We start from the raw sequence: 26,004 nt of genomic DNA, 5'->3' as shown, positions 1-26,004 counted from the left end.
GCTTTTCTTATGTATAGTTGGTGTCTAGGAGGTTCGCTACAGATATTAACGATTTTTATATATTAGATATTGCTAAACAAAAGAAATACTATTACCATCAGATTCATTGATTAGGGAGTTCTAATGTCTAAGTATCTTAAATTTGCCTTCGTAGGAGTATTCATTATGGGTCTATTTGGTTCACTATTTGCTTCAGGGCCATCGGCCCGTGCTGAACAAGCTTGGCAGGAAATCGCATCAGGTGCTGTGGTGGTTGATGTACGTACACCAGCGGAATTTGCTAGCGGACACGTCAAAGGCGCGATCAACATCCCCCTTGATCAAGTCGCCCAAGGCTTCGCCAAGTACGATAAAAACACCAACATTGTAGTTTACTGCCGTTCTGGCAATCGCTCAGGACAGGCACAATCTTTCTTGCTGCAAAACGGCTTTACCAAAGTCCACAACGGTGGTGGCGTGAGCGAAATGCTTGAGGCTGAGCCGAAGTAATTTTTTCTATAGCTACTTATTCTCCAAAGTAGCTCCTCCTTGAAAACCTTATAAAACTAGAAAGGCGCTTTGGATCTCTCCAAAACGCCTTCTGCTAGTTTTTCAATACACACTCAACTGACTAAAATCGGTGGCCCTCTGGCGCTGTGTATTCTGAGTACATCTTTGGCGGGGCTTGGCTGTTGCCAATCGTTGCTGGCGATGGCGGCCAAGTTCCCTAAGTTAGATTGAAATACCGTAGCGGTATCATAGAAAAATTGCGTGCAAGGGCAGCTTTGGTTGATATGAGTGGTAGCACTTTGGGATGTGGTGCTCGCCCCCTGCTCGTCTACATAGATAACTTGTGTGCCAGCGGTGGTACATAAGATCAACTGGCGTCCATTGATTTCGCCCATACCATTTGCCAGTGGCACAGCGAAATACGCTGACCAGCAGACAAAAAACAGTATCGAGCGACCAGTAGACATTGGCGAATCCAGTAAAGTTAAGGGGTTCAATCTAGGGGAATAAACCCAAAGCAGCAATCAAGAAAGCTCTTTTTGCTGCTTTGGGTCAAGAATTTTCTTTAACGCTGTTTAGGACGATAAAGTCGTAGTCGATTCGCGTTGGAGACTACCGTAATGGAAGACAGGGACATGGCCGCTCCGGCGATCACTGGGCTAAGCAACCAACCGGTAACAGGGAATAGAATTCCTGCCGCCAGAGGAATCCCCAAGCTATTGTAGGCGAAGGCCCCCCATAGATTTTGCTTAATATTGCCGAGGGTGGCACGGCTAATAGCGATTACGTCGGAAACATTATTCAAATCATTACGGATAAGGGTGATATCTGCGCTCTCCATCGCCACATCCGTTCCGGCTCCCATGGCAAAACCGACGTTTGCCTGTGCTAGTGCTGGAGCATCATTAATACCATCCCCAATCATGCCGACCATATAGCCTTCGCGCTGCAGGGCTTCCACCGCTCGAATCTTGTCTTCTGGAGTCTGCTGGCTACGGTATTGGTCGATGCCTACGGCGCTGGCTACATATTGGGCGGCGCTTTCTTGGTCGCCGGTTAGCATAGTGATGTGGATACCTAGCTCATGCAGGCGAGCAATCGCGGCTTTGGCACCCGGTTTAATTGGGTCTTCAATCTGCAACAAAGCAAGAACCTCGACGCCATCCGTTAAATAAACCAAGGATGCCGCTGGCTGAGTTGTAGCAACGCTAGGTAAAGTTACTCCTAGATGACTGAGCAAAGCCTGGTTGCCAATGCCATATTTTTTACCCTGATAAACACCAGTGACGCCTTTACCGGACAAGGTTTGCACCTGATCTAAAGAAATTGGCGCAGCGCTGCCCTGTTGTTCACAGTAGGCAATGACCGCATCAGCTAATGGATGCTGAGTACTTTGCTCTAACTCTTTGGCGATGGTTAAAGCTAGGGCTTGGTCGGTGTTACTGGTGAGCCAGTCTACTTTGGTAACCGTTGGCTTCCCAGCCGTGATGGTACCGGTTTTATCCAATACGATGGCATTGATACGGGTGGCGGTTTGCATCGCTTCCCCGTTGCGGATTAACGCCCCGTACTCTGCGGCTTTACCTACGCCGATCATAGTGGATATGGGCGTTGCCAGACCCAGTGCACAAGGACAGGCAATGATCAGCACCGAAACTGCCGCAACCAACATATTGACCACTACTGGCTGTGGGCCGAAGGCATACCAAAGGGCGGCGGTCAGCAATGCGATCAATACCACTACTGGTACAAAAATGGCGGAGATCTGGTCGGCTAGTCGACTAATTGGGGGTTTAGAGTTTTGTGCTTTACCCACCATGTCGATGATTTGAGCCAATAAGGTATCGCTACCAATTCGAGTTGCCTGGTACGTTATCACGCCATTACCGTTAACCGTACCCGCAGCAAGGGAGTCCCCCGCTTGTTTACTGACTGGCATGGGTTCACCGGTGAGCATGGACTCATCCACTTGAGACTCACCCGATGTTACGGTGCCATCTACAGGAATCTTCTCGCCAGCACGAACTTGGATGCGATCTCCTACTTGTATTTGGTGAACGTCCAGCGTATGCCAACTACCGGAGCGTTCGACTAAAGCGGTTTTCGGACGCAGGTCAAGCAAGCGGCGTAAGGCATCGCTGGTTTTGCCGCGGGCGCGTACTTCCAATGCTTGTCCAAGGTTAATCAAACCTAAGATCATCACACTGGCCTCGAAGTAAAGGTGACGTGCATGGTTCGGTAGGCTTTCCGGGAACAACACCACAAACATGGAATAGAGCCACGCTGCCCCTGTGCCCATGGCGATCAAGGTGTCCATATTGGCATGACCGTGGCGTAGCGCTGTGATCGCGTTGCTAAAGTAGTGTCTGCCAGACAATACCATCACGATCAAAGTGACGAGGCCAATTACCCCCCAAGTAATTTGATCGGTCGGCGTCGTTACCATCATGCTGCCACCGAGCCAACCCCACAGCATCATAGGTACGCCTAACCCTACACCGAGCCAAGTATTACGCAGTTTGCGCTGGTATTCCTGGGCTTCTTGTTGGGCTTTTTTGTCGTAGGCTTTATTAGGATCTTCGATTTCCTCCGCCCCGTACCCTACTTGCTGCACGGCTGCTATTAGGGTGGCGGCATCTACGTCGGTCATCACTTGAGCCGTGCGAGTAGCAAAGTTTACCTCTGCCTGGTCAACGCCAGGGACATTACTCAAGGCTTTTTGAATGGTATTCACGCAGCCGGAACAGGTAATCCCCTGCAATGACAGCTGAATGGCGTTATTTGAGCTGGTCGATGTAACTGGCACAGCTTTTGTCGGTGTTGGAATAGCGGCTTGTTCAGGCTCTGCCAGCGTTTCTACAGCTTCCTTAACCTCTGCTTGGGTTTGATCACCGGACTCGGTGGGCACGTAGTCCCCATGATGTTGATAGCCAAATTGCGCCAATACGCCATCAATGGCCTCCGCAGTAAGCTGGGTTTCCACTTCCAGACGAAAAGCTTTCGGGGTGCCAACCACATTGGCGTCTGGATCTTGCTCCTGAATGGCAGTGCGGACTTTTTTGACACAGCCCTGGCAATTCATGCCGGTGACATGCCAATCATACTGGTTAACGTTAGTTGCCATGACAACACGCTCCTTGGGAGTCTTGGTTTTGCTCCCACTCTTCGATTAAACAGCAAATGGAATGACCATTGGGGGTGCCATCGGCCATGGTTGCCCAAGTAGCCAAGGCGGCTTCCATTTTGGCAAGATGAGCCTGTAACTCGGCAATTTTGCGCTTGGTTTCTGGGACTTTTTGTTCCAGCAGCTCGCGCACTAGGGGGCATGGAGAATCCCCTTTGTCAGCTTCGGCTAAAATTTCCGCTATTTGCTTCAAACTAAAGCCAAGAGTTCGAGACTGTTGGATAAATTTAACCCGCTGTAATGCCGCCCGGTTATACTCGTGATAACCGTTAATTGGGTTTTTATCCGCCGTGATCAAACCCTCTTTGGTATAATGCCGCACTGTATCTGGGGTCACGCCACACGCTTTGGCGAGTTCACTGACTTTCATAGGTGCTCCAAACATTCGTCTAATTGTTGGTATTCATCAATGTTTGTAGCATAAAACCTTTGCCTAACACCAAGGTCAAGCTCCTAGCTTTGCTGTTACATTATTTATCCCTAACTTCCTAATTGATAAAGGAATCCCTATGCTCACTGTTTTTGCTCAAGCACTGGTGCCGGTAATACTCCTAGCGGGTCTCGGTTTTGTGCTTGCTAAGAAAACCGACTACCTCAGTCCACCGCAGCTGGGTCAGTTGGTATCAAATGTGGGCGTACCGGCGCTACTGCTCAACTCTGTGCTCAAAATGGAAATGGAAGCGTCTGGTATGCTGCTGTTGATTGGCGCGACTGTCGCTATTCTGGCGAGTGTCGCCATTATAGCGGGCGTTGGTTTAAAGCTAGCTGGCTTACCGCTCCGCTTTTACTTACCGCCGTTGGTCAACCCCAATACTGGCAATCTGGGCATTCCTATGGCCTTCGCTTTATTTGGGCAGGAAGGGCTTGCAGTGGCGGTAGTGGTGTCGTCCGTGGTGCAAATCAGCCACTTCACTTTAGGGGTGGGGTTCATGTCCGGCAGCTATCACCCAAAGCAGTTGCTTAAAAATGGCCCCGTCATTGCATTGATATTAGGGGCACTTTTGCTGATCACTAATATAACCTTACCTGCCCCTATTATGGGAACCTTGAGCATGCTCAGTAATATCACATTGCCCATCATGCTGATGCTCTTGGGTCGCTCGTTAGCCGATTTAACCTTTGAAAATCGAGGTATGCTTAAACGTGCCGGTTTACTTGCCCTAAGTCGACCCGCTCTTGGAGGCATTGTTGCCTCGACCCTAGTGTTATTCTTGCCGCTGTCGCCGGTTGAAGCTGCAACTATTGTGATGTTACACACCATGCCGGTGGCGGTGATTAGCTATATGTTGGCAACCCGTTATGAAGGCCCGAAGGACGAAATCGCCTTGATGATTTTGCTGTCCTTGCCGGTATCACTGATCGCTGCCGGCAGTGTCTGGTGGCTCGCACAAGTTTAACAGACTTATCTTGGGCTTAATGAAAATCCCGTGACGCAACATTAAGCCCATGCCATAAATCGGATCGATCAAGCAAACGCCCAGCGATCACGTGGCAGACCTGCCCTTCCTTTTCCAAAACACCATGTACTTCGAGAAGTTGCGCCCCTAGCAGGGCTTGCCGCTGTGCCCGTGCGGTCGCAAGCCACACAATTACATTGATATTGCCAAATTCATCTTCTAAGGTGACAAAAGTCGCACCGGATGCCGTACCGGGGCGTTGCCTACCGGTGACTAAGCCACTAACACGAATTAGGCTACCATGGGGGTGATGCAGTAATTCATTGCTAGGGGTACAGCGGTAGCATTTGCCCTGTTCGCGCAGAATAGCCAAGGGATGACGCTGCAAAGACAACCCTAGGGTTTGCCAATCCTCCAACAAATTCTCGGTCTCAGTTGGAGCGTTAAATTCCACCTCAGGGTTTTGTTCCAGTAATAACGGTAATGCTGTAGGTTGCTGATATCCCAGCATACGCCATCTGGTCTGATAACGATGACCGCCCAGCTGTGCCAATGCCCCTGCGGCAGCTAATGCTTCCCGGTCGCGGGTGTTTAAGCTCACTCTCTGTAACAATTGCTCTAAAGAAGTGAAATTACCCGATCGCTGGCGCTCAGTGACCAACTGATCAGCCGCTACTTGGCTCAAGCCTTTCACAAGTCGTAAGCCTAATCGTAATGTTTGGCTGTTGGGATCAGCTAGGGTGTGATCCCATTCACTATGGTTCACACAGGGGGGCAAAACCTGCACCTGATGACGCATGGCGTCTTGTACCAATTGGGAGGGGCTATAAAATCCCATAGGCTGGCTATTTAGCAAGGCGCAGCAGAAGATCGCCGGTTCGTGGCATTTTAACCAAGCAGAAAAGTAGACCAAGATAGCGAAACTCGCTGCGTGGGACTCGGGGAAACCGTATTCCCCAAACCCCTGAATTTGCAAACAAAGGCGATCGGCAAATTCGCTATCATAACCCCGTTCTAACATGCCTGCCTTGAGCTTGTCTTGAAAGGGTTTAAGTTGACCGGTGCGTTTCCATGCCCCCATTGCTCGGCGTAATTTATCCGCTTCACCGGCACTAAAGCCCGCTGCCACCATGGCCAGTTTAATCACTTGCTCTTGAAATATGGGAACGCCGAGAGTTCGCTCCAATACTTCTTTGACCGCCGAACTAGGATAACTGACCAAACTTGCATCTTGGCGACGTTGCAAATATGGGTGCACCATTCCCCCTTGAATTGGTCCTGGGCGTACAATCGCCACCTGCACCACTAAATCATAGAACTGCTGGGGTTTTAACCGAGGCAGCATATTCATTTGGGCGCGGGATTCCACCTGAAACACCCCGACACTATCCCCCTGCTGCAACATACGATAGGTGGCGGGGTCTTCTCGCGGAATATCTTGCAGCCGCCAAACTCGCCCATCACGGCCACTCAATAATTTAAGGGCTTTTTTGATAGCGGATAACATCCCCAATGCCAATACATCGATTTTTAATAGCCCTAGGGTTTCCAAATCATCTTTATCCCATTGGATAATGGTGCGCTCCGCCATGGCAGCGTTCTCCACCGGCACCAGCCGATCAACCCGATCTGCGGCGATCACAAAACCACCCACATGTTGTGACAAGTGCCGGGGGAACCCTAAAATTTCCTGACTCAAGTGCAATAACTGTTGTAGCCGGTGATCCCCACTAGCGCCAATTAATTGGCGTAACTGCTGTTGCCAAGGCTCGGCCTTATCCCGTCGGTCCAGTTGCTTTAGCAATTTACCTAAGTAGTGCCCATCAATCCCTAGGGCTTTACCAACTTCTCGCACGGCGCTTTTCACCCGATAGCGAATCACAGTGGCAGTGAGCCCAGCTCGCTCACGACCATAGCGTTGGTAAATATATTGAATCACCTCTTCCCGGCGCTCGTGTTCAAAATCCACATCAATGTCCGGTGGCTCGTGGCGTTCTTTCGAGATAAAACGCTCGAACAACAGCTGAGTATTGGCTGGGTCCACTTCGGTGATATGCAAACAATAGCAAACGGCAGAATTGGCAGCGGAACCGCGCCCTTGGCACAAGATATCTTGGCTACGGGCGAAGCGCACCAAATCCCAAACCGTCAGGAAATAATGCTCAAATTCCAGTTCATGAATGATTTGCAGCTCTTTTTCTAACTGAGCTTGCACACCGGCGGGAATACCATTGGGGTAACGTAGTTCCGCACCAATATAGGTTTGCAAGCGTAAATAAGCGGCGGCGCTGGTATGGGCGGGCACCAGATCCTTGGGGTAGTCATAACGCAGCTCTTCTAAAGAGAAATGGCAGCGTTCGGCAATAACTAAGGTTTCCGCCAAATACTCTTTGGGAAAGAGACGCTGAAGTTTGCGTTTGGATCGTAAATGGCTTTCTCCGTTGCAGGCCTGTCGGGACGCTAACTTTGCCACGCTGGTATGGTGATGAATCGCGTACATCACATCCCGAAGGGGCTGTCGCTCCGGCACATGCATATCCACACTACCAATAGCGACGATAGGCAATTGCAATAATTGCCCGCTGCGCTGGGTTAAAGCTAATAAATCGTCATCGTAGAGGTTTAAACGTTGCCTTACCCCAAGCCACATTCGCTCTGGAAATAGCTGACGTAAACGGGTTAATTGATCATGGTATCGACCATGATTATCCAGCAAGGCCATGGGTTCCAGTAGCGCGATAACCAAGCAATCTTGTAAACAGGCAAAGTCATCTAACTCAATTTGGTAACTGCCCTTGGGAGCTCGGCGTCGACACTGACTGATCAGCTGACAAAGCTGATGGTAGCCGTTTTTATTGGTGACGATGGCGATTACGATCACATCCTGTAGGCGAAATTCGCTACCGATATAAAAGGGGAATTCTAATTCCTTGGCGGTACGATAGGCGCGCACAATTCCCGCAAGGGAGCATTCATCGGTTATCCCAATGCCGTGATAGCCGATTTGCATGGCTCGACTGACCAATTCTTCCGGGTGAGAAGCCCCCTGTTGAAAGCTAAAGCAACTCCGGCAGTGCCATTCGATGTAGGGAATGTCCATGGCTACACCTCATCCAAACCAGCCATGTAAGTACCAGATACCCTGATCATCGCGAAATAACCAAGCTAAGCGACCATCTTGGCTTCGAGCAATAACATAATCCCGTCGGTAGGGTTGCAGCGTTTCCGTAGGTTGCTTTTGCCACCAATGCCCTACCACCCGCTCTGATACTTTTAATTGGGTAAATTCTGCAATATTCACCGCTTGGGGTTGAGGCAATAACCAATTCGGGCGCTGATAGCGCCAAGCGCGGAGCAGAGGTCCATGGATTTCAGGGCGTTCTTCCGGTATCGGCTGGCTGTTTTTCAGATGATATGGAACATAGCTGCCGCTCATTTCAGGCAGGTGATGCCCTGAAAAATGGGCCACGCTCAAGGCCTGCTCCCCAAGTCTCGCCCTTAGCCGACTGAGAAATATGGCTTCGTCAGCCTTGCGTTGTCGGTTGTCATCAAAAAGATCGGCATTTTCCTCATGGCTCGCTTCCCAACGCCCGCTAACCACCGTGAGTTCACGTACCGGTGCTGGCAATAGCATTTTGCCGAGCTTTAGCTCCGCAAGTTCTAACCATAATTCGGCCCTGTCACTACCAAGATCATGGCGCAGTAACAGGACAACCTCGTCTTGCCCTTCTGCGTGCCAAGCCAGCTTTAAAGTCAGAGACAAATCAAACAAACGCCACCGATGACGACGTAGAAACAAAGCGAGTTGTTCCACAATCCGACGCAAAGGAAATAGCAGACCTAAACTGTATTCAATTTCACGATCAAAAGTGACATGCCTTTCAAACTGGTCAGGAAGTACATAGAGAGGTTGCGGGTCCTTGATAACGCCGACCGCTTTACCGAAGTCTTGATAAAGTGACTCGCCAAGGTGACGCCTGAGATCCGAAAAAGGTAATTTATGTAAATATATTATGCTTTTTATTCCTAAACCGGATAATCGTTGCACTTCTTGTTGTGACCATCCTATCGCCGTAATAGGTAAATTACTTAACCAAGTTTCAATGGCCATGGTTTGTAAGTCTGCTAGGTCTTTTACGTCTTCTTGGGGCCAAAGTGCCAAGTGACTCCGAGCACGCCAAAGGGCCAATAGCGGCGTCGGCGCTAGCCCTATATCACAGCCAGAAATGAAATTTGGAATGGTGTTTTGTAGCTCGGAAATTAATGTCGCCAACCCATGAAAGTAGCGACACATGGAAGCTACTTCAATGACAATGGCATTACCCCCCCGCTGACAAACAGTAGCCGAGTATTGGCTCAACCATTGACACAAACTGTCGAGTAATTGCTGTTCAGCGAGAGGATCGACTTCGTATACCTGTAGTTCGGGGCTCAGGGTAAAAGCTTGGGCTAACGGCATATCGGCTTTAATGCCTTGGTGACAAGCAGCAGGATTGGCCAACGCAACTCGATTACCACGTCGATTGAGCACAATGGATGGTGTTTCGACAACACCAGCACCGTGGGCATCAAGGGGTAATAACGGAAAATGAAAGCCAAGCCACATTTAGTTGAGACTCCGTAATTCGACATTGTTCCCTGGCAAAGGTGGTAATTTAGGCTTAGCAGTCAAATCCAGCCGAACACTTTCACCACCCCAACCACCACGACGTTTTAAAGCGGTTACTTGAGCCTGTCCCGCAACGGATTCCAGTTGCAAACGGTAAGGGGCTGGCGTAGCAGATTGCTGAACAGAGGTAGGACGAATACTAATACCCAAACAGCGCCCTCGCTGGGCAGCATGGTGTAACTTACGTAATGTCGCCGGGGAAGTTTTAGCGTCATGCCACATAAATAGAGCACAACAATGCCCTTCCTGTAAGCACTGTTGCTGTGACCAGAGCACTTCCCGCTGGTTTTGAGCACGCAGCAACCACACCTGTTGGGGTGCAATACCATAGGCAACCAAAGTGGCAATATTGGGTATCAATGGCGCGTTAATAAATGCCACCTTTCTGCCTTCTTCTTGAATCGTCCGAGCAAGCCAAGGTAGCAATAACGACAACTCGCCGACCCCATTAGCAGGCACTAACAGCTCGACCAATCCAGATTCGGGCCAGCCACCACACAACAACAGCCGATCAAGCGCCTCAAAACCCGTTGAGCGATTTGGCGCGATTTGTTGATTTAATCCATCGGCGGACCGAGTCTGATTCCCTTTCCAGATCAGCCCTTGTTCTGACAGTTGCCCCAGAGAACCCATAGACACCTCAAATACTGTACATGCATACAGTATCTTACAAGTGCGAACCTATGACAAGCTCCAGAACGACAGACACATGATGAATAGAACAGCTTTTTTGATCAATTTATTAAAATATTTCGTTTGATAATATTTAAAAGATAATAAATAAAACGAAAAAAGCCGGCATTTATTAGCCGGCTTTTTTAAACTCTTAGATATCAATTATAGAATACTAGATATTCTTATATATTATTTAGCGAAGTGAATTTTATTGAATGTTGCTTGAAGTTCAGCATATTTATTGTTGTAAGCATCTTCTTTTTGTGAGAACGTCATTGGACGATCAAAAGAAACCGGCTCAACTGTTACACCCATAGTGCCAAGCTGCGCTGAAAGCGCGTCAACCTTGGCTTTCGCTTCACGCATATCATCGTAAGAAGAGGCAAATGCAGAGCCTGTCGCAGCAGCAAAGATGGCAGTTACTAAAGATAATTTCACTAATTTTTTCATTGCATGTTACTCCAAATAATTGTTTAAATTCTGCTCAATAAATATTGTGAGCATTAACTCTTGGGTTTCCCCTGTCAGTGAGTTAATTATTATTTAGAAAAAATTTATAAAAAAGCCCCTAAAGTTCTGTTTCAATATTAATGCTTTAAGTGACAAAATCCTTAAATATCCTATTAATTAAGCCAAGATTAATGACCAATTTATGAAATGAGAACAGTTTTCATTGATTGTGCAAAAATTTAAGGCGGATACGAGCGATCAGGGAGGGGCAGCAGGACGATGGTTTGACGATCAATAGATATTGATGAAGTCTCCTTCAATTTATAGAATGAGCGCCATGGACTTCTTTTCAGCACGGGATGTGCGGGTTCGATTAGGTTGTACGAATGCGCGGTTTAATCCTTGTGGGTGCCCTCCTGTTGTCATGGCCGTTTACTGCCTATGCCGAAAATGTGCGTGTAGATAAAGTGATTTCGGTGTATGACGCCGATACCTTTCGCGTTGATATCGCCGGTTGGCCCGATATCGTCGGCAAGAACATGTCGGTACGCGTGAACGGCGTAGATGCCGCAGAAATACGCGGCAAATGCGAAGGGGAAAAACAACTGGCTCGCCAAGCCCGTGACTTTACCCGTCAATTCCTGGCCAACGGCCAAGTGATAGAACTTCGAAACATCCAGCGGGGCAAGTATTTCCGCTTATTGGCCGATGTCTATGTGGACGGCCACTCACTGACCGACGCCCTACTCCAATCTGGTTTAGCGCGCCCCTACGACGGGGGGAGTCGGCAGGGTTGGTGTTAACACCGACAAGCACCAAACGCTTAAGATTCCAGTAGAAGTTTTCGTGAGACCCAACCGCCTCAAGATATATTAGACGTGGTACTTCTTCTACAGTATAACCGAGCAAATACAGTGTTCATGCCCCTTGGGATAAGTGGTAACCTTGGCACATTCTGAAAGAGACTGATGCATGGCACCGTATCCTTTAATCGACAACTTAGAGCATCTTGCTAACCCTTTTACCCAGTTTGAGCGAATCCACAGTGCGTTAGTCGGTGGAGAGCCTAAACTGCAAAACCCAGATTTTCGTCGGGATCTACAACTGGCTTTGTGCTTCATTTACAGCTACAACGGTTCTCAAGCCACGTTTAACTCCTATCGTCGCGAAGTAGAGCGTTTGTTGCTCTGGGCTTGGCATGTGAAAGACTCACCTGCTAGTCATCTGCGTCGGGATGAAATCGAGGAGTTTATCCACTTCTGTGTCTCACCACCGGAAGACTGGATTGGCACTAAGAACGTGGCGCGCTTTAAATCGCATATGGGGGAGCGTGTCCCCAATGATGAATGGCGTCCCTTTGTTGCCCACGTCTCTAAATTGGCGTTTCGTAACGGGGAAGCGCCCCTATCACAACATTACAATCTTTCCCAGGCGGCGATACGCGCCACTTTCTCGATTTTGTCGTCTTTTTACGGCTTTTTGATGCAAGAAGAAGCGGTGCAGCAAAATCCCGTCGCGTTAATTCGCCAGAAAAGCAAGTTTATTAAAAAGGAAGTAACCCGCCGCCAAGTGCGTCGCATCTCGAATCTACAATGGGATTATGTGATCGAAACGGCGGAATTATTAGCGGAAGAAGATCCCGCTACCCACGAGCGCACTTTGTTTATTATGAACGCCCTACTGGGTATGTATTTGCGGATTTCAGAACTGGTGGCCGATGAACGCTCCGCCCCAGTAATGGGGGATTTCATTAAGGATACTGATGGTCATTGGTGGTTCAAAGTGCTGTCGAAAGGCAATAAAGAGCGCCTTGTCAGTGTGTCCGATGAAATGCTAGACGCCCTAGTCCGTTACCGCCGCTTTCGGCAATTGCCGGATTTACCCACCGTTGCCGAGACGACGGCGCTGATTCCGAAAAATCGTGGTCAAGGTGCGATGACCAGTTCTCGGCAAATACGCAATATTGTGCAGTTTTGCTTCGATCAAGCCTACGAGCGTATGTGCAGTGATGGCATGAAGTCCGACGCGGAAGATTTACGTGTAGCAACCGTCCACTGGTTACGCCACACGGGGATTTCCGAAGATGTGAAAGTGCGCCCGAAAGAACACGTCAGAGAAGATGCCGGACACGCCAGCATGGCAACCACAGACAGATACATCGATACCGAATACCGCGAGCGCCATGCCAGTGCCCGCAAAAAACCACTGCGCCCCCATTAGCATAGCGGCTAGCTACTTCGACCAGCGCTCCAGCGATGCTTCATCGGCGGCTTTGGCTTCCACCCAGTGGCTTTGGCCTTGGCTGGTTTCTTTTTTCCAGAAAGCCGCCCGACTTTTTAGGTAATCCATAATAAAGTCACAGGCCTGAAACGCCTCCGCACGGTGGGCGCTGCTGACGCCAACAAATACAATCTGATCGTCCACCCGCAGTTCACCGACCCGATGAACGACGGTCACCGCAAGTAACGGCCAGCGTTGCTTGGCTTCGGTGACGATTTTTTCGATGTTGCGCTCTGTCATGCCAGGATAATGTTCGAGCAAAAAGGACGCATCTTGATCCACTTGCTCGGTAAACTGTCTAACTCGCCCAACAAACATGGCCACTGCGCCGGTGTCATTGGCAATGCATAAGTCTTGATAAAGGGCTTGTACGTTAAAATCTGCTTCTTGCACCAAGACCATGGTTTATCCCCCGGTTACCGGTGGAAATAGGGCCACTTCCCGGTGCTGCTGCGGATCAACCAAATCTTCATCGCGAGCGAAATCTTGATCAATGGATGCTCGTAGTTTCTCTACTTCTGCTAATGGCACATCAAACTGACTAGCCAATTGTTGTTTCAAGGCTAGCACGGTACAAGCCTCTTCAAGCACTACGTCGGTTGCGGCACAGCGAAATACGTCCTTTGCCGAGGCAAAGAACAGCACATTAATTTTCATGGGTACGACTCCAATCACCACTTTTACCCCCTTGCTTGGTGAGCAAGCAGGTTTCTTGGATAACGATACCCTTATCAATGGCTTTACACATGTCATAAAGCGTCAAGGCTGCGACACTAGCGCCGGTCAGCGCTTCCATTTCTACCCCAGTTTTACCACTCAACGCACAGGTGCAGCGAATTTCGATACAGGTATCATTAATCGCTTCTATCTCGACACTTACCTTGGTTAGCATCAGTGGATGACATAGTGGAATAAGTTCCGGCGTCTTCTTAGCCGCCATAATGCCTGCTAGACGAGCTGTCGCAATCACATCCCCTTTTGGTAGTCCACCAGCCATAACCGCAGCTAGGGTAGCTGGTGCCATTACGACACGGCTACGGGCGGTGGCTTCACGTTTGGTTATGCTTTTATCGGACACATCCACCATGTGGGCATGACCTTGGTCGTTGAGGTGTGTAAGCCTATCGGACATGGATAAATCGTTCTCTTACGGGTTAAATAACTAATTAGGCGCCATAGTGGCAAAGCCTGAGAGAATTGCAAGCCCAGTGTCGTGTTTGTTCAAGCGCATAATTCAGGCATAATGGAAGCACTTTAACTGGAACCGTTTCATGAGCCTCATCGACGATTTTCGCTTATTAGAGTTGCCCACCAATGCAACCGAGCAGGATGCCAAAACCGCCTATCGTCGTTTGGCCCGTCGCTATCATCCAGACAAAAACCCTGGGATGGATACCACGGAGCATTTTCAGCGCATTCAGGACGCCTATCGTAATGTGTTGGCGGCCATGAAGCAGTCGCAGAATGCCGGCGGGCAAGCCAACTGGCGTCCCTACGAATTTACCAATACCGCTAAACCTTCCCAATTTGACGAATCCGGTTATGAGTTTGCTACGGATGCGCAACAACGTCGTTTTGTTAAAGAGCAGCAACGGGCTTATCAAGAAATGAAGCGCAATAGCGCCCAACAGGATCGGGTGCGGGAAGAAGCCTTGCGTACGGCACGCAATACCCTCCATGAGCGCCGAGTGAAAGCCTTGTATGAGGAAATGCAGAAGCATCAACACAACGCCACGTCTCAGCCACGGCAAGAAAGCGATTATCAGGCGTTTTACGAGGGTTTCACTGCCGCCCAAGGTCAGTTTGATCCGGAACCACCCAGTCAACCGGAGGCAAGTAAACCGCTAGCCGAGACAGAAAGTAGTCGTAACGTAGCAAAAATGGTGTATATTGCGGCTTCTTATTTGGCTTGTTTTGGTGCCGGTGTGTATAGCACCCTGTTCTGGCTCGATTCTCAGCAACCACCAACCGATAACGCCAGTGCTTATATTTCAGGTTTGTATCCCCAATTCCGTGAAGGTCAAAATTACAGCCTAGTGGACGCCTCCCTTTATAGCGAACCCAGTGCGGATGCCAGCGAAGTAACGGCAATCCCCGCCCATACCAATGTACAGGCGATTAAACTGCAAGGGGACTGGCTCACCCTACGTTATGGTGACATCACCGGTTGGGCAAAGGCCGAAGATTTTGCCTTTGGTAGTGTTGAGCACGCCCAGCAAACCGGTTGTTACGGCCAACCTGGGCTAGCTCCTGACCATGGTGAAGTGATTGGTAAAGCGGATGGAACCAGCCGTTTACGACTACTGAATCAGTTAGAACGCCCCAGTTTATTGCATTTTGAATCCTTAGATGGTCAGGCCCCTTTCGCCATATACCTCAATGCGGCGCAGCCTTTCGCCGCCAATTTCATTCCCCGTGGGCGTTATCGTTTGGTATTGGAAACCGGTTCCCTGTATCATGGCGCCTGCCAACATTTTCTGTTTGAAAATCGTAGCCGCATCATTTTGGATGACGTGGATTTTGCCAGTACTGAGCAAACCTTGACCCTGCGCGCTGCCGTAACTAACCCTTGATTTGGTTCTGTTTTCTACCCATGCTAAGCAATATTCGTATCGTACTGATCAATACTTTTCATCCTGGAAACGTGGGGGCTATCGCCCGTGCCATGAAGAATATGGGGCTTACCAACCTCTATTTGGTGGATCCCAATGACTACCCAAGCGAAGATGCCACCAGCCGTGCTGCCGGTGCCGTGGATGTCTTAGAACATGCCACCATCGTACCCACGTTGGCGGAAGCGATTGGTGATTGCTCCTTAGTGATTGGCACCAGTGCTCGCCACCGTACTTTCCAACTGCCAATTATGAGTGCGCGAGAATGTGCGGAACAGGTGGTGCGAGAAGCCGATAACAGCAATATCGCGATTTTGTTCGGGCGGGAAACCATGGGGCTGTTGAACGAGGAAATGGCTCAATGTAATCGTCAAGTTTATATTGATGCTAACGACGAGTATCCGGTGTTGAATATTTCTCAGGCGGTACAGATCATTGCCTATGAGGTCTGGATGGCTCACCAACAGCGGGACAAACAACCGCAAGAACTGCCGGAATACCCACAAAAGCAAGAATTGGATTTATTCTACGAGCACTTAGAAGAAACCTTATACGGTATCAATTTTATTATCCGTAACCATCCGGGTAAGGTGTTAGATAAGCTAAAACGCTTTTTCAATCGTTCTCGACCAGAGAAACAAGAGTTAGGCATTCTGCGAGGTGTATTAGCCGCCGTACAGCGGGAAGCTGGTCTCACGGAAGGCAATAGTCATGAAGTTAAACGCCGCCAAGCGGAACGAACTGAACAGGACGATAAGGCGGAATAATCCGGTTCAAATAGGGTCGCAAGAGGAAAGTTTCGACAGCCTTCCTCTTGCTTCATCGGACTATCTCTACTGGGCTAACTCTTGCTGCACCGCCAGCTTTGCTTGAATAAATTCCGAGTGGGGCATAAACAGCAATTCACTGATACGCCGAATGCGATGATCTTCGTGGGCGTCCAAGTCCCCATCCGCATAGGCCACATGCCAAAGTCCTTTTACTAATTCAAATTTTTGCAGATGACTGGCATCGGCATTAATTACCTTGGTGAACTGATAAAGATCCGTCGCTTCGTCGAAACCTTGCTTGGCTTCTTCATAAAGCACATCCACATCATCGCCCAAATCGGTCGCCTCTTTCAGGAAGGTTTTAATGGCAATTTCCTCCTCAGGGGCGATATGGTGATCTGCAAACATCACCTCCATTAACAAACCCGCTACCGCACGTTGGTAGGAAAGCTGCGGTGCTTGCTGGGGAATCGACTGTTGGAATAGTTGTTTTAATACTTGAATCATAAAATCGAGTGCCGAGATCGTAATTTAAAACCCTAACTATACGTCAGATAACGCCTATTTGTTGTCAGTATTACGCAACAAATGGGGGTTTTCACTGTTCCTTGCGGCGTAGCTCATTTCTACAAAGTTTCCACTTTGATCAACCTATAATGCGGCATTATTTTAGTATATACTGATTAAAATCAAACTAATTAAGAGGTTTTTCATAAATGGAATCCATTTTGACCCCTTTAAGTGGCGGCTTGATCATAGGTCTCGCAGTGGCAACTTATCTGCTACTAACCGGCAAAGTAGTGGGTATCAGCGGCATATTAGCTCAAACCTTGTTCAGCAAAGCACGGTTTTTACCAATGCTGTTCATCGTCGGTTTGCTAATTGGTGGTAGCGCCTATGGCGTACTCACCACACAAACCGTGCCTTTTCCAGAAGCGCGTCATCCCCTATTACTGATCGCCTCTGGGTTACTGGTAGGTTACGGCACTCGCTTGGGCAGTGGCTGTACCAGTGGTCACGGGGTATGCGGCATTTCCCGTCTATCGCCCCGCTCCATCGTTGCCACCTTAACCTTTATGGCCGCCGGTATTATTACGGTCGCTATCGTTTACTAGGAGATTGTCATGATTGCTTTCATCACCTTTGTGACTGGCTTGATATTTGGTCTAGGGCTAGCTATCGCGGAAATGACCAATCCCGCTGTGGTGCTCGCTTTCCTGGATATTTTTGGTGACTGGAATCCGTCTCTGATTTTTGTCATGGGTGGCGCTGTCGCCGTTGGCATGATCGGCTACATGATTCGCAACCGCCGCAGCAAACCTTGGTTAGCAGACAAATGGTATATCCCGACCCGCCAAGATATTGATAAAGACTTACTCTCCGGTGCGGTTATGTTTGGTATTGGCTGGGGATTATCTGGTTATTGTCCAGGCCCTGGCTTAACCGCTTTAGTGAACAATCCTGCTGAGGGTTTTTACTTTATTGGCGCCGTCATCGCTGGGAGTACTTTGTACCATTTACGCCGGGATGGTAGCCGCGCCGGGCAACCAAATCAGGCCCCATAAACCTTAAACAGCTGTTTATAACTTGCACCTAAAAAGGAGCTGCCTCACCAGCTCCTTTTTTTCATCTATAATTCATCAAAAAGTCCTTGACGATAAAGTCGATGGATTCTACATTTCGCATCCGCGTCGTTGCTGAACATATTCCGCACCGCTTCAACTGCTGCGCTCGTCGCTTAAGGCCCTAGAGCCGGATAAGTAACAGCCATAAGTAGGATGGAGGGAGGTAAAGGCGTGATCACTTTCGGACTATGTTTTATATAGAAATAGGAGCAATGCGCTATGTCTATCGATGTAAATTCTTTCTACACTGCAGAACAATTTAACCGCCTAAAATCTTTTGCAGACACTAAAGAAACCCCTTTTGTTGTGATTGATACTCAGATGGTCGATGAAGCCTACTCTGAGTTGACCAAAGGCTTTCCAACTGCCGATATCTTCTACGCTATCAAGGCTAACCCGGCGCCAGAAATCCTTAAGCTATTGCGTGACCGTGGCTCAAACTTTGACGTTGCTTCCCGCTATGAGCTAGACAAACTACTGAATATCGGTGGTATTTCGCCGGAACAGGTTAGCTACGGTAACACCATTAAGAAGGCTCGCGATGTGCGTTACTTCTTCGAAAAAGGTGTACGCATGTTTGCTACGGATTCCGAAGCGGATCTACGCAATATTGCGAAAGCGGCTCCTGGCGCCCGCGTTTATGTTCGTATCCTGACAGAAGGCACCGTATCTGCAGATTGGCCTTTGTCACGTAAATTTGGTTGCCGTCCTGATATGGCCATGGATCTTTTGATTCTTGCCAAAGAGCTTGGTCTAGAACCCTACGGTGTTTCTTTCCATGTAGGCTCTCAGCAACGTGATATCGGTGCTTGGGATGCGGCTATTGCCAGCGTTAAAGTTATTTTCGAGCGTTTGAAAAACGAAGATGGCATTAACCTGAAGATGATCAATATGGGTGGTGGTTTCCCTGCAAACTACATCAGCCGTACCAATGATCTAGCCACTTACGCTGAAGAAATCACTCGTTTCCTAGAGGAAGACTTTGGTGATGATATGCCGCGCATTATCCTTGAACCAGGTCGTTCATTGATCTCTAACGCCGGCATCCTAGTCAGTGAAGTGGTACTGATTTCCCGTAAATCTCACACTGCTCTAAATCGTTGGGTATTCACCGACGTGGGTAAATTCTCTGGTTTGATTGAAACCTTGGATGAGTCAATCAAATACCCGATTCACGTAGAAAAAACCGGTGAGCTTGAAGAAGTCATCATTGCCGGCCCTACTTGTGACAGTGCGGACATCATGTACGAACACTACAAATACGGTTTGCCATTGAACCTAGCCATCGGTGATCGTATGTACTGGTTGTCTACTGGTGCTTACACCACTACTTACAGTGCAGTTGAGTTTAACGGCTTCCCTCCGTTGACCCAGTACTGCATCTAAGCAGTAAACCAGACTAGCTGAAAAAAGAGGCCCCGAGCCTCTTTTTTTTATGGCTCCCTTGAAGCAAATTTTATGCAGCGCTAGTTGCCCATCTTTGGGTTTGTGGTTAGGCTGAACTTTCTATCAAAGAGGTATCCATGAGCGCTGTCACCCAACTCTATATTTATCCAATTAAATCCGTAATGGGCATCCCACAACATCAGGCACAAGTTTCTTTCTCTGGCTTGTTACACGATAGGCGCTACATGTTGATCGACATGGAAGGCAAGTTTATCACCGCCCGGCAATTCCCTGCCCTATCGCTGGTGCATGCTTTGCCAAGTACTACCGATGTCTTGACCCTAACCCATCAACAAATGCCGGAGTCTCTCATACTTAGACCCAGTAGTTTTAGCGATCACTATCTGTCTACCCAAATTTGGGGGGATGACGTGGCTGGTCGCTGGGTGGATCAGCATGCGGATGAATGGTTTAGTCAATTACTAAACACGCCAGTCAAACTGGTGTTTTTTGGCGATAAATCAGCACGTTACACCTCTAGGCGACCGGATCAGCCGGTGGCTTTTGCTGACGGTTATCCATTTTTACTCGCCAATGAGGCTTCCCTCGGAGAGCTTAACCGCACCGCCCTCGAGCAAACCGATATGCGTCAATTTCGTCCGAATATTGTTGTCGCAGCGGATACGCCTTTTATCGAGGACAGTTGGCACCGTATTCGCATCGGTACGGTTGAGTTTGAAAATGTAAAACCCTGTGTGCGCTGTGTTTTTACGACGCTAAACCCACAAACAGCAGAGCGCAGCCCAAATGGAGAGCCGTTACGCACCCTATCGAAGTTTCGTCGTTGGGAGAAAAAAGGCGTGACCTTTGGTATTAATTTAGTCGCCTTAAATGAAGGGATCATTGAACAAGGGGATAAAGTAGAAGTCTTAACATGGCGCGAGCCGGAACAATATCAAGATTTACGCTAAATCATGCACTTACGTCCTTATACGTATTGTTACGGTTTGACTACCAAATATCCTTGATCAGTAATGGCGCATTTTCTCCTAAGCACATAGGCTAAAGAGGTAATCCCTGATGTGGAGGTCGTTATGCAAACCATCAGCATAAAACAACAACAATATGACCTATCGCCAGCAACATTGAAGCAAGGCTCAATCTTTGGGGCAATAAGTAACAGCGCCATTGAGTTTTTGCTGTCCGAGGGGAAACTATGTGAATTTGCCGCTCAAGAAGTCATCTTCCACGAAGGTGAAGCAGGGGATTCTTTCTATATCTTATTGTACGGTGATGTGGCTTTTTATAAGGGGCACGCAGAGCGCCCTACTCTCATTCGCACCATTGTTCCCGGCGAAGCGCTTGGCTATGTCACCATGATTGCTTTGAGTCCGCGAGCCGGCACCGCACGTACCGAAAAAAACAGCTTGCTGTTACGCATCGACAGCCATGTCTTTGCGGCTTTTCATGATGAGCACTCCTTTGATTTCGGCATTATGATTTTGAACTTATCACGGGATATGGCCCGTCAAATCCAGCGCCTGTCTGGCACCATTGCTGATTTAACGGACGTCACCCGAACGGTATTTTAACGTTCTAAAACTCAAGGCCTTTTTGTGCTTTGATACCGCGCTTAAAGGCGTGCTTGATTTCTTTAATCTCACTAACCGTGTCAGCAAGTTCAACCAACTCATCGGATGCACCACGACCAGTGACGACTAGGTGTTGATTCTCTGGACGATTCATTAAGGCGCTAAGTACCTTCTCGGCATCTAGGTATTCGTAGTGCAATAGATAGGTCAATTCATCGAGCACCACTAAATCGTAGCTCTCGTCTTGCAGTAAGGTCTGCGCATGTTGCCAGGCTTCCTCCGAACTAGCTTCGTCAGCGGCACGATTTTGTGTTTCCCAAGTAAAGCCCGATCCCATGATATGCCAAGTGACATTCGGTTGTGCTTTAAAGAAACCGATTTCGCCGGTATCCCAAGTGCCTTTCAGGAATTGCACCACACCCACTTTCATCCCATGGCCTAGAGCACGAGCCACCATACCCAATGCCGACGAAGACTTGCCTTTGCCGTTCCCTGTTAGTAATACAAAAGTACCTTTGTCTTGTTGAGCTTTGGCAATACGACGGTCTACGTGTTCTTTAATGGTCTGCATGCGTTTTGCGTGCTTTTCAGGGTCTTTTATCGCCTTACTCATTGGTTCTCCCAATACTCTTTTATACTGTTTAGCCACAAATCGAGGCTCAATTGAAATTGATGGGCAAATCGCGGCCAGTAGCGGGAAGCGAAATAGCCATCGATTGCGAAAGACATACTCAGCCGCGTCCGATTTGGATCAATCGGAAGGCAATGAATCGACACCGTTAGGCGATGGGATAGCAACCAGTAGCGAAATTGGTGCTCAAGTTGCAGATGCAGTGGCGGCTGACTTTCTAACACTTCTAGTTCTAGTGCCTTTGGGCCAGCCAAGGTTTGCAATACCAACTGCCAGATGGAGCCGGTTAACGCCCCCATACTGGTACTAAATTCAGGCAATGCTTTGTTCCACCGACTCTGCTGGGGTGCAGCAATCATCCCCCAAACTTTCTCTGGGGGATGATTAACAATCAATTCGTCGGTAAGACAAAACGGACTATACGCGGTCATCCTCTGGATCGTACCCTAGATTCGGTGCCAACCAACGTTCGGCGTCGTCCTTCGACATGCCTTTACGGGCGGCATAACTGTCCACCTGATCTGGGCCAATTTTACCGACTCCAAAGTAAGTAGACTCTGGGTTAGCAAAATACCAGCCACTGACTGCAGCCGTCGGCAGCATGGCGTAACTTTCCGTTAGTTGCATACCGATGCGGTTTTCTACATCGAGCAAAGACCATAGTTTGTCCTTCTCGGTGTGATCTGGACACGCTGGGTAGCCAGGAGCCGGACGAATACCTTGATAACGCTCTTTGATTAGCTCTTCGTTGGTCAGATTTTCTTCCGGTGCATAGCCCCATAGCTCTTTACGAACTTTCTCATGGAGATACTCCGCTGTGGCTTCTGCTAAACGGTCTGCGACGGCTTTGATCATAATCGAGTTGTAATCGTCGTGATCCGCTTCATAACGGGCAACGATCGAGTCAATACCAAACCCAGCGGCACAGGCGAAGGCTCCCATGTAATCTTTCTTACCGCTGTCTAGGGGCGCCACAAAGTCAGCCAAACATTGGTTGTATTTACCTGCTGCAGTTAGTTCGTTCTGATTGCGCAAGAAAGACAAGCGCGTAAGCTCTTGCTCGCGGCTTTCATCCGCATAGATAACTACATCATCATGATCCACTTGAGCCGCAGGGAACAGACCCACTACCGCTTTGGCATCCAACCAGCTTTCTTGGATAACCGTATCTAACATGGCTTTGGCATCTTCAAACAAACGAGTTGCTTCTTCACCAACAACTTCATCGGTCAAAATGCGCGGGAAGGCACCAGCCAATTCCCAAGTTTGGAAGAATGGCGTCCAGTCGATGTAGTTTTTTACAACATTGAAGTCGATGTCTTGCTCGTTAAATACGGTGATACCCAACTGTTTCGGTGTGACGATCTGATCAAAGCTCACCGGAGTTTTGTTTTCCCGTGCTTTATCTAGGGAAACACGACGTCCGGCGCTGGCTCTGTCTTTGTAGCGAATCCGGGTTTTCTCGTAATCTGCTTTGATCTCGTCAATAAAGGCTTGGCGTTTCGCCGCATCTTTCGACAACAAGGCACTGGCAACACCGACACTGCGGGAGGCATTAGTCACATGCACCACTTGGTTGCGCTTGTAGTTCTGCTCGATTTTAACCGCCGTGTGTGCTTTCGACGTGGTCGCGCCACCAATCATGACTGGGATATCAAAGCCTTGGCGCTCCATTTCTTTGGCAACGTGTACCATTTCATCGAGGGATGGGGTGATCAAACCGGAAAGACCGATAATGTCGGCGTTTTCTTCTTTAGCGGTACGCAGGATTTTTTCCGACGGCACCATCACACCTAGGTCGATGACTTCAAAGTTGTTACATTGCAACACCACACCAACGATATTCTTACCAATGTCGTGCACATCGCCTTTTACCGTGGCCATAATGACCTTACCGGCGCTAGAGCTCTCGGTGCTCTGGTTCGCGGCTTTCTCTTCTTCGATATAAGGCATTAAGTAAGCAACCGCTTTCTTCATCACCCGGGCGGACTTCACTACCTGAGGTAAGAACATTTTGCCGGAGCCAAACAAATCACCCACCACGCCCATACCATCCATTAATGGGCCTTCGATTACTTCAAGTGGACGGGAAGCTTGCTGGCGCGCTTCTTCCGTATCTTCGTCGATAAATTCCGTAATACCCTTCACCAAAGCATGGGTAAGACGCTCGTTTACTGGCAGAGAACGCCATTCTTGGGTTTCTTTTTCTGCCTGTTCACCCGTGCCAGCAAACTCACCGGCGATAGCCAGTAGGTTATCGGTGGCTTCTGGGGTACGATTCAAGACCGCATCTTCTACCGCGTCACGCAATCGTTTTGGGATATCTTCGTAAACCGCTAACTGGCCCGCGTTAACGATACCCATGGTCATGCCGTTTTTGATGGCGTGGTAAAGGAATACTGCGTGGATCGCTTCCCGCACCGGGTTATTGCCCCGGAAAGAGAAGGATACGTTAGAAACGCCACCGGAGATTTTTGCGTAAGGTAGTTCACGTTTGATATCGCCAGTTGCTTCAATAAAGTCCAGCGCGTAGCGGTTGTGTTCCTCAATGCCCGTAGCGATAGCGAAGATATTCGGGTCAAAGATGATGTCTTCTGGCGGGAAGCCTACTTTATTGACCAACACATCGTAGGAACGACGGCATATTTCGATCTTGCGTTCACGGGTGTCGGCTTGTCCTACTTCGTCAAACGCCATGACGATGACCGCCGCACCGTATTTCATTAGGGATTTGGCCTGTTGAATAAACTTCTCTTCCCCCTCTTTCAGGGAGATCGAGTTCACTACCCCTTTACCTTGAATCCACTTCAGACCGGCTTCGAGGATTTCCCATTTAGAAGAGTCCAACATGATTGGCACGCGGGAAATATCTGGCTCAGAGGCGATCAACTTCAAGAAGCGCTCCATGGCCGCTTGCGAGTCCAACATGCCTTCATCCATGTTGATGTCGATGATCTGAGCACCATTCTCAACCTGCTGACGTGCCACATCCAGCGCCGTATCAAAATCGCCTTCTTTAATAAGGCGTTTGAACATGGCGGAACCAGTAACGTTGGTACGTTCGCCCACGTTGACAAACAGGGTGGTATCGTCGATGTTGAATGGCTCCAGACCACTTAGACGACAGGCTTTCGGAATCTCAGGCACCACCCGCGGTGTGCTATGGGCGAAGGCGTCGGCGAAGGCTTTGATATGGCTTGGTTCAGTACCGCAACAACCACCAATAATGTTCAAGAAGCCAGAGTCGACCCAACCTTGAATCTCTTCCAACATTTCTTCCGGCGTTTCATCGTATTCACCAAAGGCATTGGGTAAACCCGCATTGGGGTGGGCAGAAACCCGGACATCGGCGATACGGGAAAGCTCTTCAACATATTGGCGCAAATCTTTTGGCCCTAAAGCACAGTTCAAACCAACCGAGATCGGCTTGGCATGAGCGATAGAGTTCCAGAAAGCTTCCGTGGTTTGACCGGACAAGGTACGACCGGAGGCATCGGTGATGGTACCGGAAATCATAATCGGGTAACGCTTGCCGGTGTTCTCAAAATACTCTAGCGCGGCGTAAATAGCCGCTTTCGCGTTCAAGGTATCGAAGATGGTTTCAATGAGGAGGATATCGACCCCACCAGCAACGAGACCATCAATGGCTTCCGTGTAAGCGGCAACCAGTTGATCAAAATGAACATTGCGGAAACCGGGGTCATTTACATCTGGAGAGATAGTACAAGTACGGCTCGTAGGGCCGACCGCACCAGCAACGAAGCGTGGCTTGGCTGGGTTCTTGGCGGTAAAAGCATCGGCGGCGGCACGGGCGAGTTTAGCCGACTCCAGGTTAATCTCCCGGCTTAAGGATTCCATATGGTAATCCGCCATGGAGATAAAGTTAGAGTTGAAGGTATTGGTTTCGATAATATCCGCACCGGCCTCCAAGTACGCCTCGTGGATAGCGCGAATAATTTGCGGCTGGGTCAAGGACAATAAATCGTTATTGCCCTTCAGTTCACTTTGCCAATCCGCAAAACGTTCACCGCGGTAGTCCTGCTCCTCTAGCTTATAGCTTTGGATCATGGTACCCATACCACCATCGAGTATGAGAATGTTTTCGTTTAATCGCTGCTCGATTAGAGCGTATGACTCAGACTTAACCACTTGGACTACCTCAAAAAATTTTAGCTACGGTACTATAATGCAAGTTCTGCTGTATGGTGTTGAATTTTAGTAATACCGAAATGAATCAGATAAGA

At 48.9% G+C, this 26,004-nt stretch carries 25 protein-coding genes and 1 pseudogene; 11 read left to right on the top strand and 15 right to left on the bottom strand.

Annotated elements, in window-relative coordinates; genetic code table 11:
* Window positions 1-123 precede the first annotated feature (123 nt).
* Window positions 124-489, top strand: coding sequence for a rhodanese-like domain-containing protein (locus FJM67_RS00965; RefSeq protein ID WP_219845849.1), 366 nt, complete (start codon window positions 124-126; stop codon window positions 487-489).
* Between the two features lie 113 nt (window positions 490-602).
* On the opposite strand, the gene FJM67_RS00960 is transcribed toward FJM67_RS00965, so the two are convergent.
* The 3 genes from FJM67_RS00960 to FJM67_RS00950 form a co-directional block, all read right to left on the bottom strand.
* The gene (locus tag FJM67_RS00960) at window positions 603-956 is read right to left on the bottom strand and encodes a hypothetical protein (protein ID WP_140586796.1); all 354 of its coding nucleotides are present in this window, start codon (window positions 954-956) and stop codon (window positions 603-605) included.
* A gap of 98 nt (window positions 957-1,054) precedes the next feature.
* A complete protein-coding gene (locus tag FJM67_RS00955; RefSeq protein ID WP_140586795.1) occupies window positions 1,055-3,613 on the bottom strand; it encodes a heavy metal translocating P-type ATPase in 2,559 nt (852 codons plus the stop codon).
* Entirely contained in the window at window positions 3,603-4,043 is a 441-nt protein-coding gene (locus FJM67_RS00950) for a MerR family transcriptional regulator (protein ID WP_140586793.1), read from the bottom strand. The genes FJM67_RS00955 and FJM67_RS00950 overlap by 11 nt, the downstream gene beginning before the upstream one ends.
* 139 nt (window positions 4,044-4,182) lie before the next feature.
* Between FJM67_RS00950 and FJM67_RS00945 the strand changes: the two genes are divergently transcribed.
* Window positions 4,183-5,070 (top strand): AEC family transporter, encoded by an 888-nt coding sequence (locus FJM67_RS00945; RefSeq protein ID WP_140586791.1) that lies wholly within the window; start codon window positions 4,183-4,185, stop codon window positions 5,068-5,070.
* 16 nt (window positions 5,071-5,086) lie between these two features.
* On the opposite strand, the gene FJM67_RS00940 is transcribed toward FJM67_RS00945, so the two are convergent.
* From FJM67_RS00940 to FJM67_RS00925, 4 genes are all read right to left on the bottom strand, one after another.
* Window positions 5,087-8,170 carry an error-prone DNA polymerase gene (locus FJM67_RS00940; protein WP_140586789.1) on the bottom strand — a complete coding sequence of 1,028 codons (3,084 nt, stop codon included), beginning with the start codon at window positions 8,168-8,170 and terminating at the stop codon, window positions 5,087-5,089.
* A 9-nt stretch (window positions 8,171-8,179) separates the two neighbouring features.
* Window positions 8,180-9,676, bottom strand: a complete 1,497-nt coding sequence (locus FJM67_RS00935) for a Y-family DNA polymerase (protein ID WP_140586787.1) — start codon at window positions 9,674-9,676, stop codon at window positions 8,180-8,182.
* Window positions 9,677-10,372, bottom strand: a complete 696-nt coding sequence (gene imuA / locus FJM67_RS00930; RefSeq protein ID WP_140586786.1) for a translesion DNA synthesis-associated protein ImuA — start codon at window positions 10,370-10,372, stop codon at window positions 9,677-9,679.
* A 231-nt stretch (window positions 10,373-10,603) separates the two neighbouring features.
* The gene (locus FJM67_RS00925; protein WP_140586784.1) at window positions 10,604-10,864 is read right to left on the bottom strand and encodes a hypothetical protein; all 261 of its coding nucleotides are present in this window, start codon (window positions 10,862-10,864) and stop codon (window positions 10,604-10,606) included.
* A 386-nt stretch (window positions 10,865-11,250) separates the two neighbouring features.
* On the opposite strand from FJM67_RS00925, the gene FJM67_RS00920 reads away from it, so the two are divergent.
* Complete coding sequence (locus tag FJM67_RS00920) at window positions 11,251-11,667, top strand: thermonuclease family protein (protein ID WP_140586782.1); 417 nt, start codon at window positions 11,251-11,253, stop codon at window positions 11,665-11,667.
* A 31-nt stretch (window positions 11,668-11,698) separates the two neighbouring features.
* On the opposite strand, the pseudogene FJM67_RS17930 reads toward FJM67_RS00920, so the two are convergent.
* Window positions 11,699-11,773, bottom strand: a pseudogene (locus tag FJM67_RS17930) (hypothetical protein); the annotation flags it as partial.
* A 63-nt stretch (window positions 11,774-11,836) separates the two neighbouring features.
* Here FJM67_RS17930 and FJM67_RS00910 point away from each other — a divergent pair.
* Window positions 11,837-13,084, top strand: coding sequence for a tyrosine-type recombinase/integrase (locus FJM67_RS00910; protein ID WP_140586780.1), 1,248 nt, complete (start codon window positions 11,837-11,839; stop codon window positions 13,082-13,084).
* Window positions 13,085-13,096: 12 nt separating this feature from the next.
* On the opposite strand, the gene FJM67_RS00905 is transcribed toward FJM67_RS00910, so the two are convergent.
* The 3 genes from FJM67_RS00905 to moaC are packed head-to-tail and all read right to left on the bottom strand — an operon-like array spanning window position 13,097 to window position 14,276.
* Complete coding sequence (locus FJM67_RS00905; RefSeq protein ID WP_140586779.1) at window positions 13,097-13,546, bottom strand: molybdenum cofactor biosynthesis protein MoaE; 450 nt, start codon at window positions 13,544-13,546, stop codon at window positions 13,097-13,099.
* Between the two features lie 3 nt (window positions 13,547-13,549).
* Window positions 13,550-13,801, bottom strand: a complete 252-nt coding sequence (locus tag FJM67_RS00900; RefSeq protein WP_181161395.1) for a MoaD/ThiS family protein — start codon at window positions 13,799-13,801, stop codon at window positions 13,550-13,552.
* Window positions 13,791-14,276: a cyclic pyranopterin monophosphate synthase MoaC gene (moaC, locus tag FJM67_RS00895; protein WP_140586775.1), complete on the bottom strand. Its 486-nt coding sequence runs from the start codon at window positions 14,274-14,276 to the stop codon at window positions 13,791-13,793. Before moaC ends, FJM67_RS00900 begins: the two co-directional genes overlap by 11 nt.
* Window positions 14,277-14,415: 139 nt before the next feature.
* On the opposite strand from moaC, the gene FJM67_RS00890 reads away from it, so the two are divergent.
* Window positions 14,416-15,717: a J domain-containing protein gene (locus FJM67_RS00890; RefSeq protein WP_140586774.1), complete on the top strand. Its 1,302-nt coding sequence runs from the start codon at window positions 14,416-14,418 to the stop codon at window positions 15,715-15,717.
* A 20-nt stretch (window positions 15,718-15,737) separates the two neighbouring features.
* Window positions 15,738-16,523, top strand: a complete 786-nt coding sequence (trmJ, locus tag FJM67_RS00885; protein WP_140586772.1) for a tRNA (cytosine(32)/uridine(32)-2'-O)-methyltransferase TrmJ — start codon at window positions 15,738-15,740, stop codon at window positions 16,521-16,523.
* A 66-nt stretch (window positions 16,524-16,589) separates the two neighbouring features.
* On the opposite strand, the gene FJM67_RS00880 is transcribed toward trmJ, so the two are convergent.
* Window positions 16,590-17,033 carry a tellurite resistance TerB family protein gene (locus FJM67_RS00880; RefSeq protein WP_140586770.1) on the bottom strand — a complete coding sequence of 148 codons (444 nt, stop codon included), beginning with the start codon at window positions 17,031-17,033 and terminating at the stop codon, window positions 16,590-16,592.
* Window positions 17,034-17,242: 209 nt separating this feature from the next.
* Between FJM67_RS00880 and FJM67_RS00875 the strand changes: the two genes are divergently transcribed.
* The 5 genes from FJM67_RS00875 (at window position 17,243) to FJM67_RS00855 (ending at window position 21,129) form a co-directional block, all read left to right on the top strand.
* The gene (locus FJM67_RS00875; RefSeq protein ID WP_140586768.1) at window positions 17,243-17,641 is read left to right on the top strand and encodes a YeeE/YedE family protein; all 399 of its coding nucleotides are present in this window, start codon (window positions 17,243-17,245) and stop codon (window positions 17,639-17,641) included.
* Between the two features lie 9 nt (window positions 17,642-17,650).
* Entirely contained in the window at window positions 17,651-18,091 is a 441-nt protein-coding gene (locus tag FJM67_RS00870; RefSeq protein WP_140586766.1) for a DUF6691 family protein, read from the top strand.
* A 279-nt stretch (window positions 18,092-18,370) separates the two neighbouring features.
* The gene (locus FJM67_RS00865) at window positions 18,371-19,537 is read left to right on the top strand and encodes a type III PLP-dependent enzyme (protein ID WP_140586765.1); all 1,167 of its coding nucleotides are present in this window, start codon (window positions 18,371-18,373) and stop codon (window positions 19,535-19,537) included.
* Between the two features lie 137 nt (window positions 19,538-19,674).
* Entirely contained in the window at window positions 19,675-20,508 is an 834-nt protein-coding gene (locus FJM67_RS00860) for an MOSC domain-containing protein (RefSeq protein ID WP_140586763.1), read from the top strand.
* A 123-nt stretch (window positions 20,509-20,631) separates the two neighbouring features.
* Window positions 20,632-21,129, top strand: coding sequence for a cyclic nucleotide-binding domain-containing protein (locus FJM67_RS00855; RefSeq protein ID WP_140586761.1), 498 nt, complete (start codon window positions 20,632-20,634; stop codon window positions 21,127-21,129).
* A 4-nt stretch (window positions 21,130-21,133) separates the two neighbouring features.
* Here the strand turns inward: FJM67_RS00855 and cobO are convergent, their stop codons facing one another.
* Genes cobO through metH form a run of 3 tightly spaced genes read right to left on the bottom strand, consistent with a single transcriptional unit; the run spans window position 21,134 to window position 25,909 of the window.
* On the bottom strand, window positions 21,134-21,742 hold the full coding sequence (gene cobO, locus FJM67_RS00850) for a cob(I)yrinic acid a,c-diamide adenosyltransferase (protein WP_140586760.1): 609 nt from the start codon (window positions 21,740-21,742) through the stop codon (window positions 21,134-21,136).
* Complete coding sequence (locus FJM67_RS00845; protein WP_140586758.1) at window positions 21,739-22,191, bottom strand: SRPBCC family protein; 453 nt, start codon at window positions 22,189-22,191, stop codon at window positions 21,739-21,741. Before FJM67_RS00845 ends, cobO begins: the two co-directional genes overlap by 4 nt.
* A complete protein-coding gene (gene metH, locus FJM67_RS00840; protein ID WP_140586757.1) occupies window positions 22,178-25,909 on the bottom strand; it encodes a methionine synthase in 3,732 nt (1,243 codons plus the stop codon). Before metH ends, FJM67_RS00845 begins: the two co-directional genes overlap by 14 nt.
* Window positions 25,910-26,004 lie beyond the last annotated feature (95 nt).

Origin of the sequence: Maribrevibacterium harenarium, assembly GCF_006385675.1 — a bacterium.
In the GTDB taxonomy this organism is placed as follows: Bacteria; Pseudomonadota; Gammaproteobacteria; order Pseudomonadales; family Marinomonadaceae; genus Marinomonas; species Marinomonas harenarium.
Note: the sequence above shows the minus strand (reverse complement) of the source record. Positions and strands in the feature narration are given on the sequence as shown.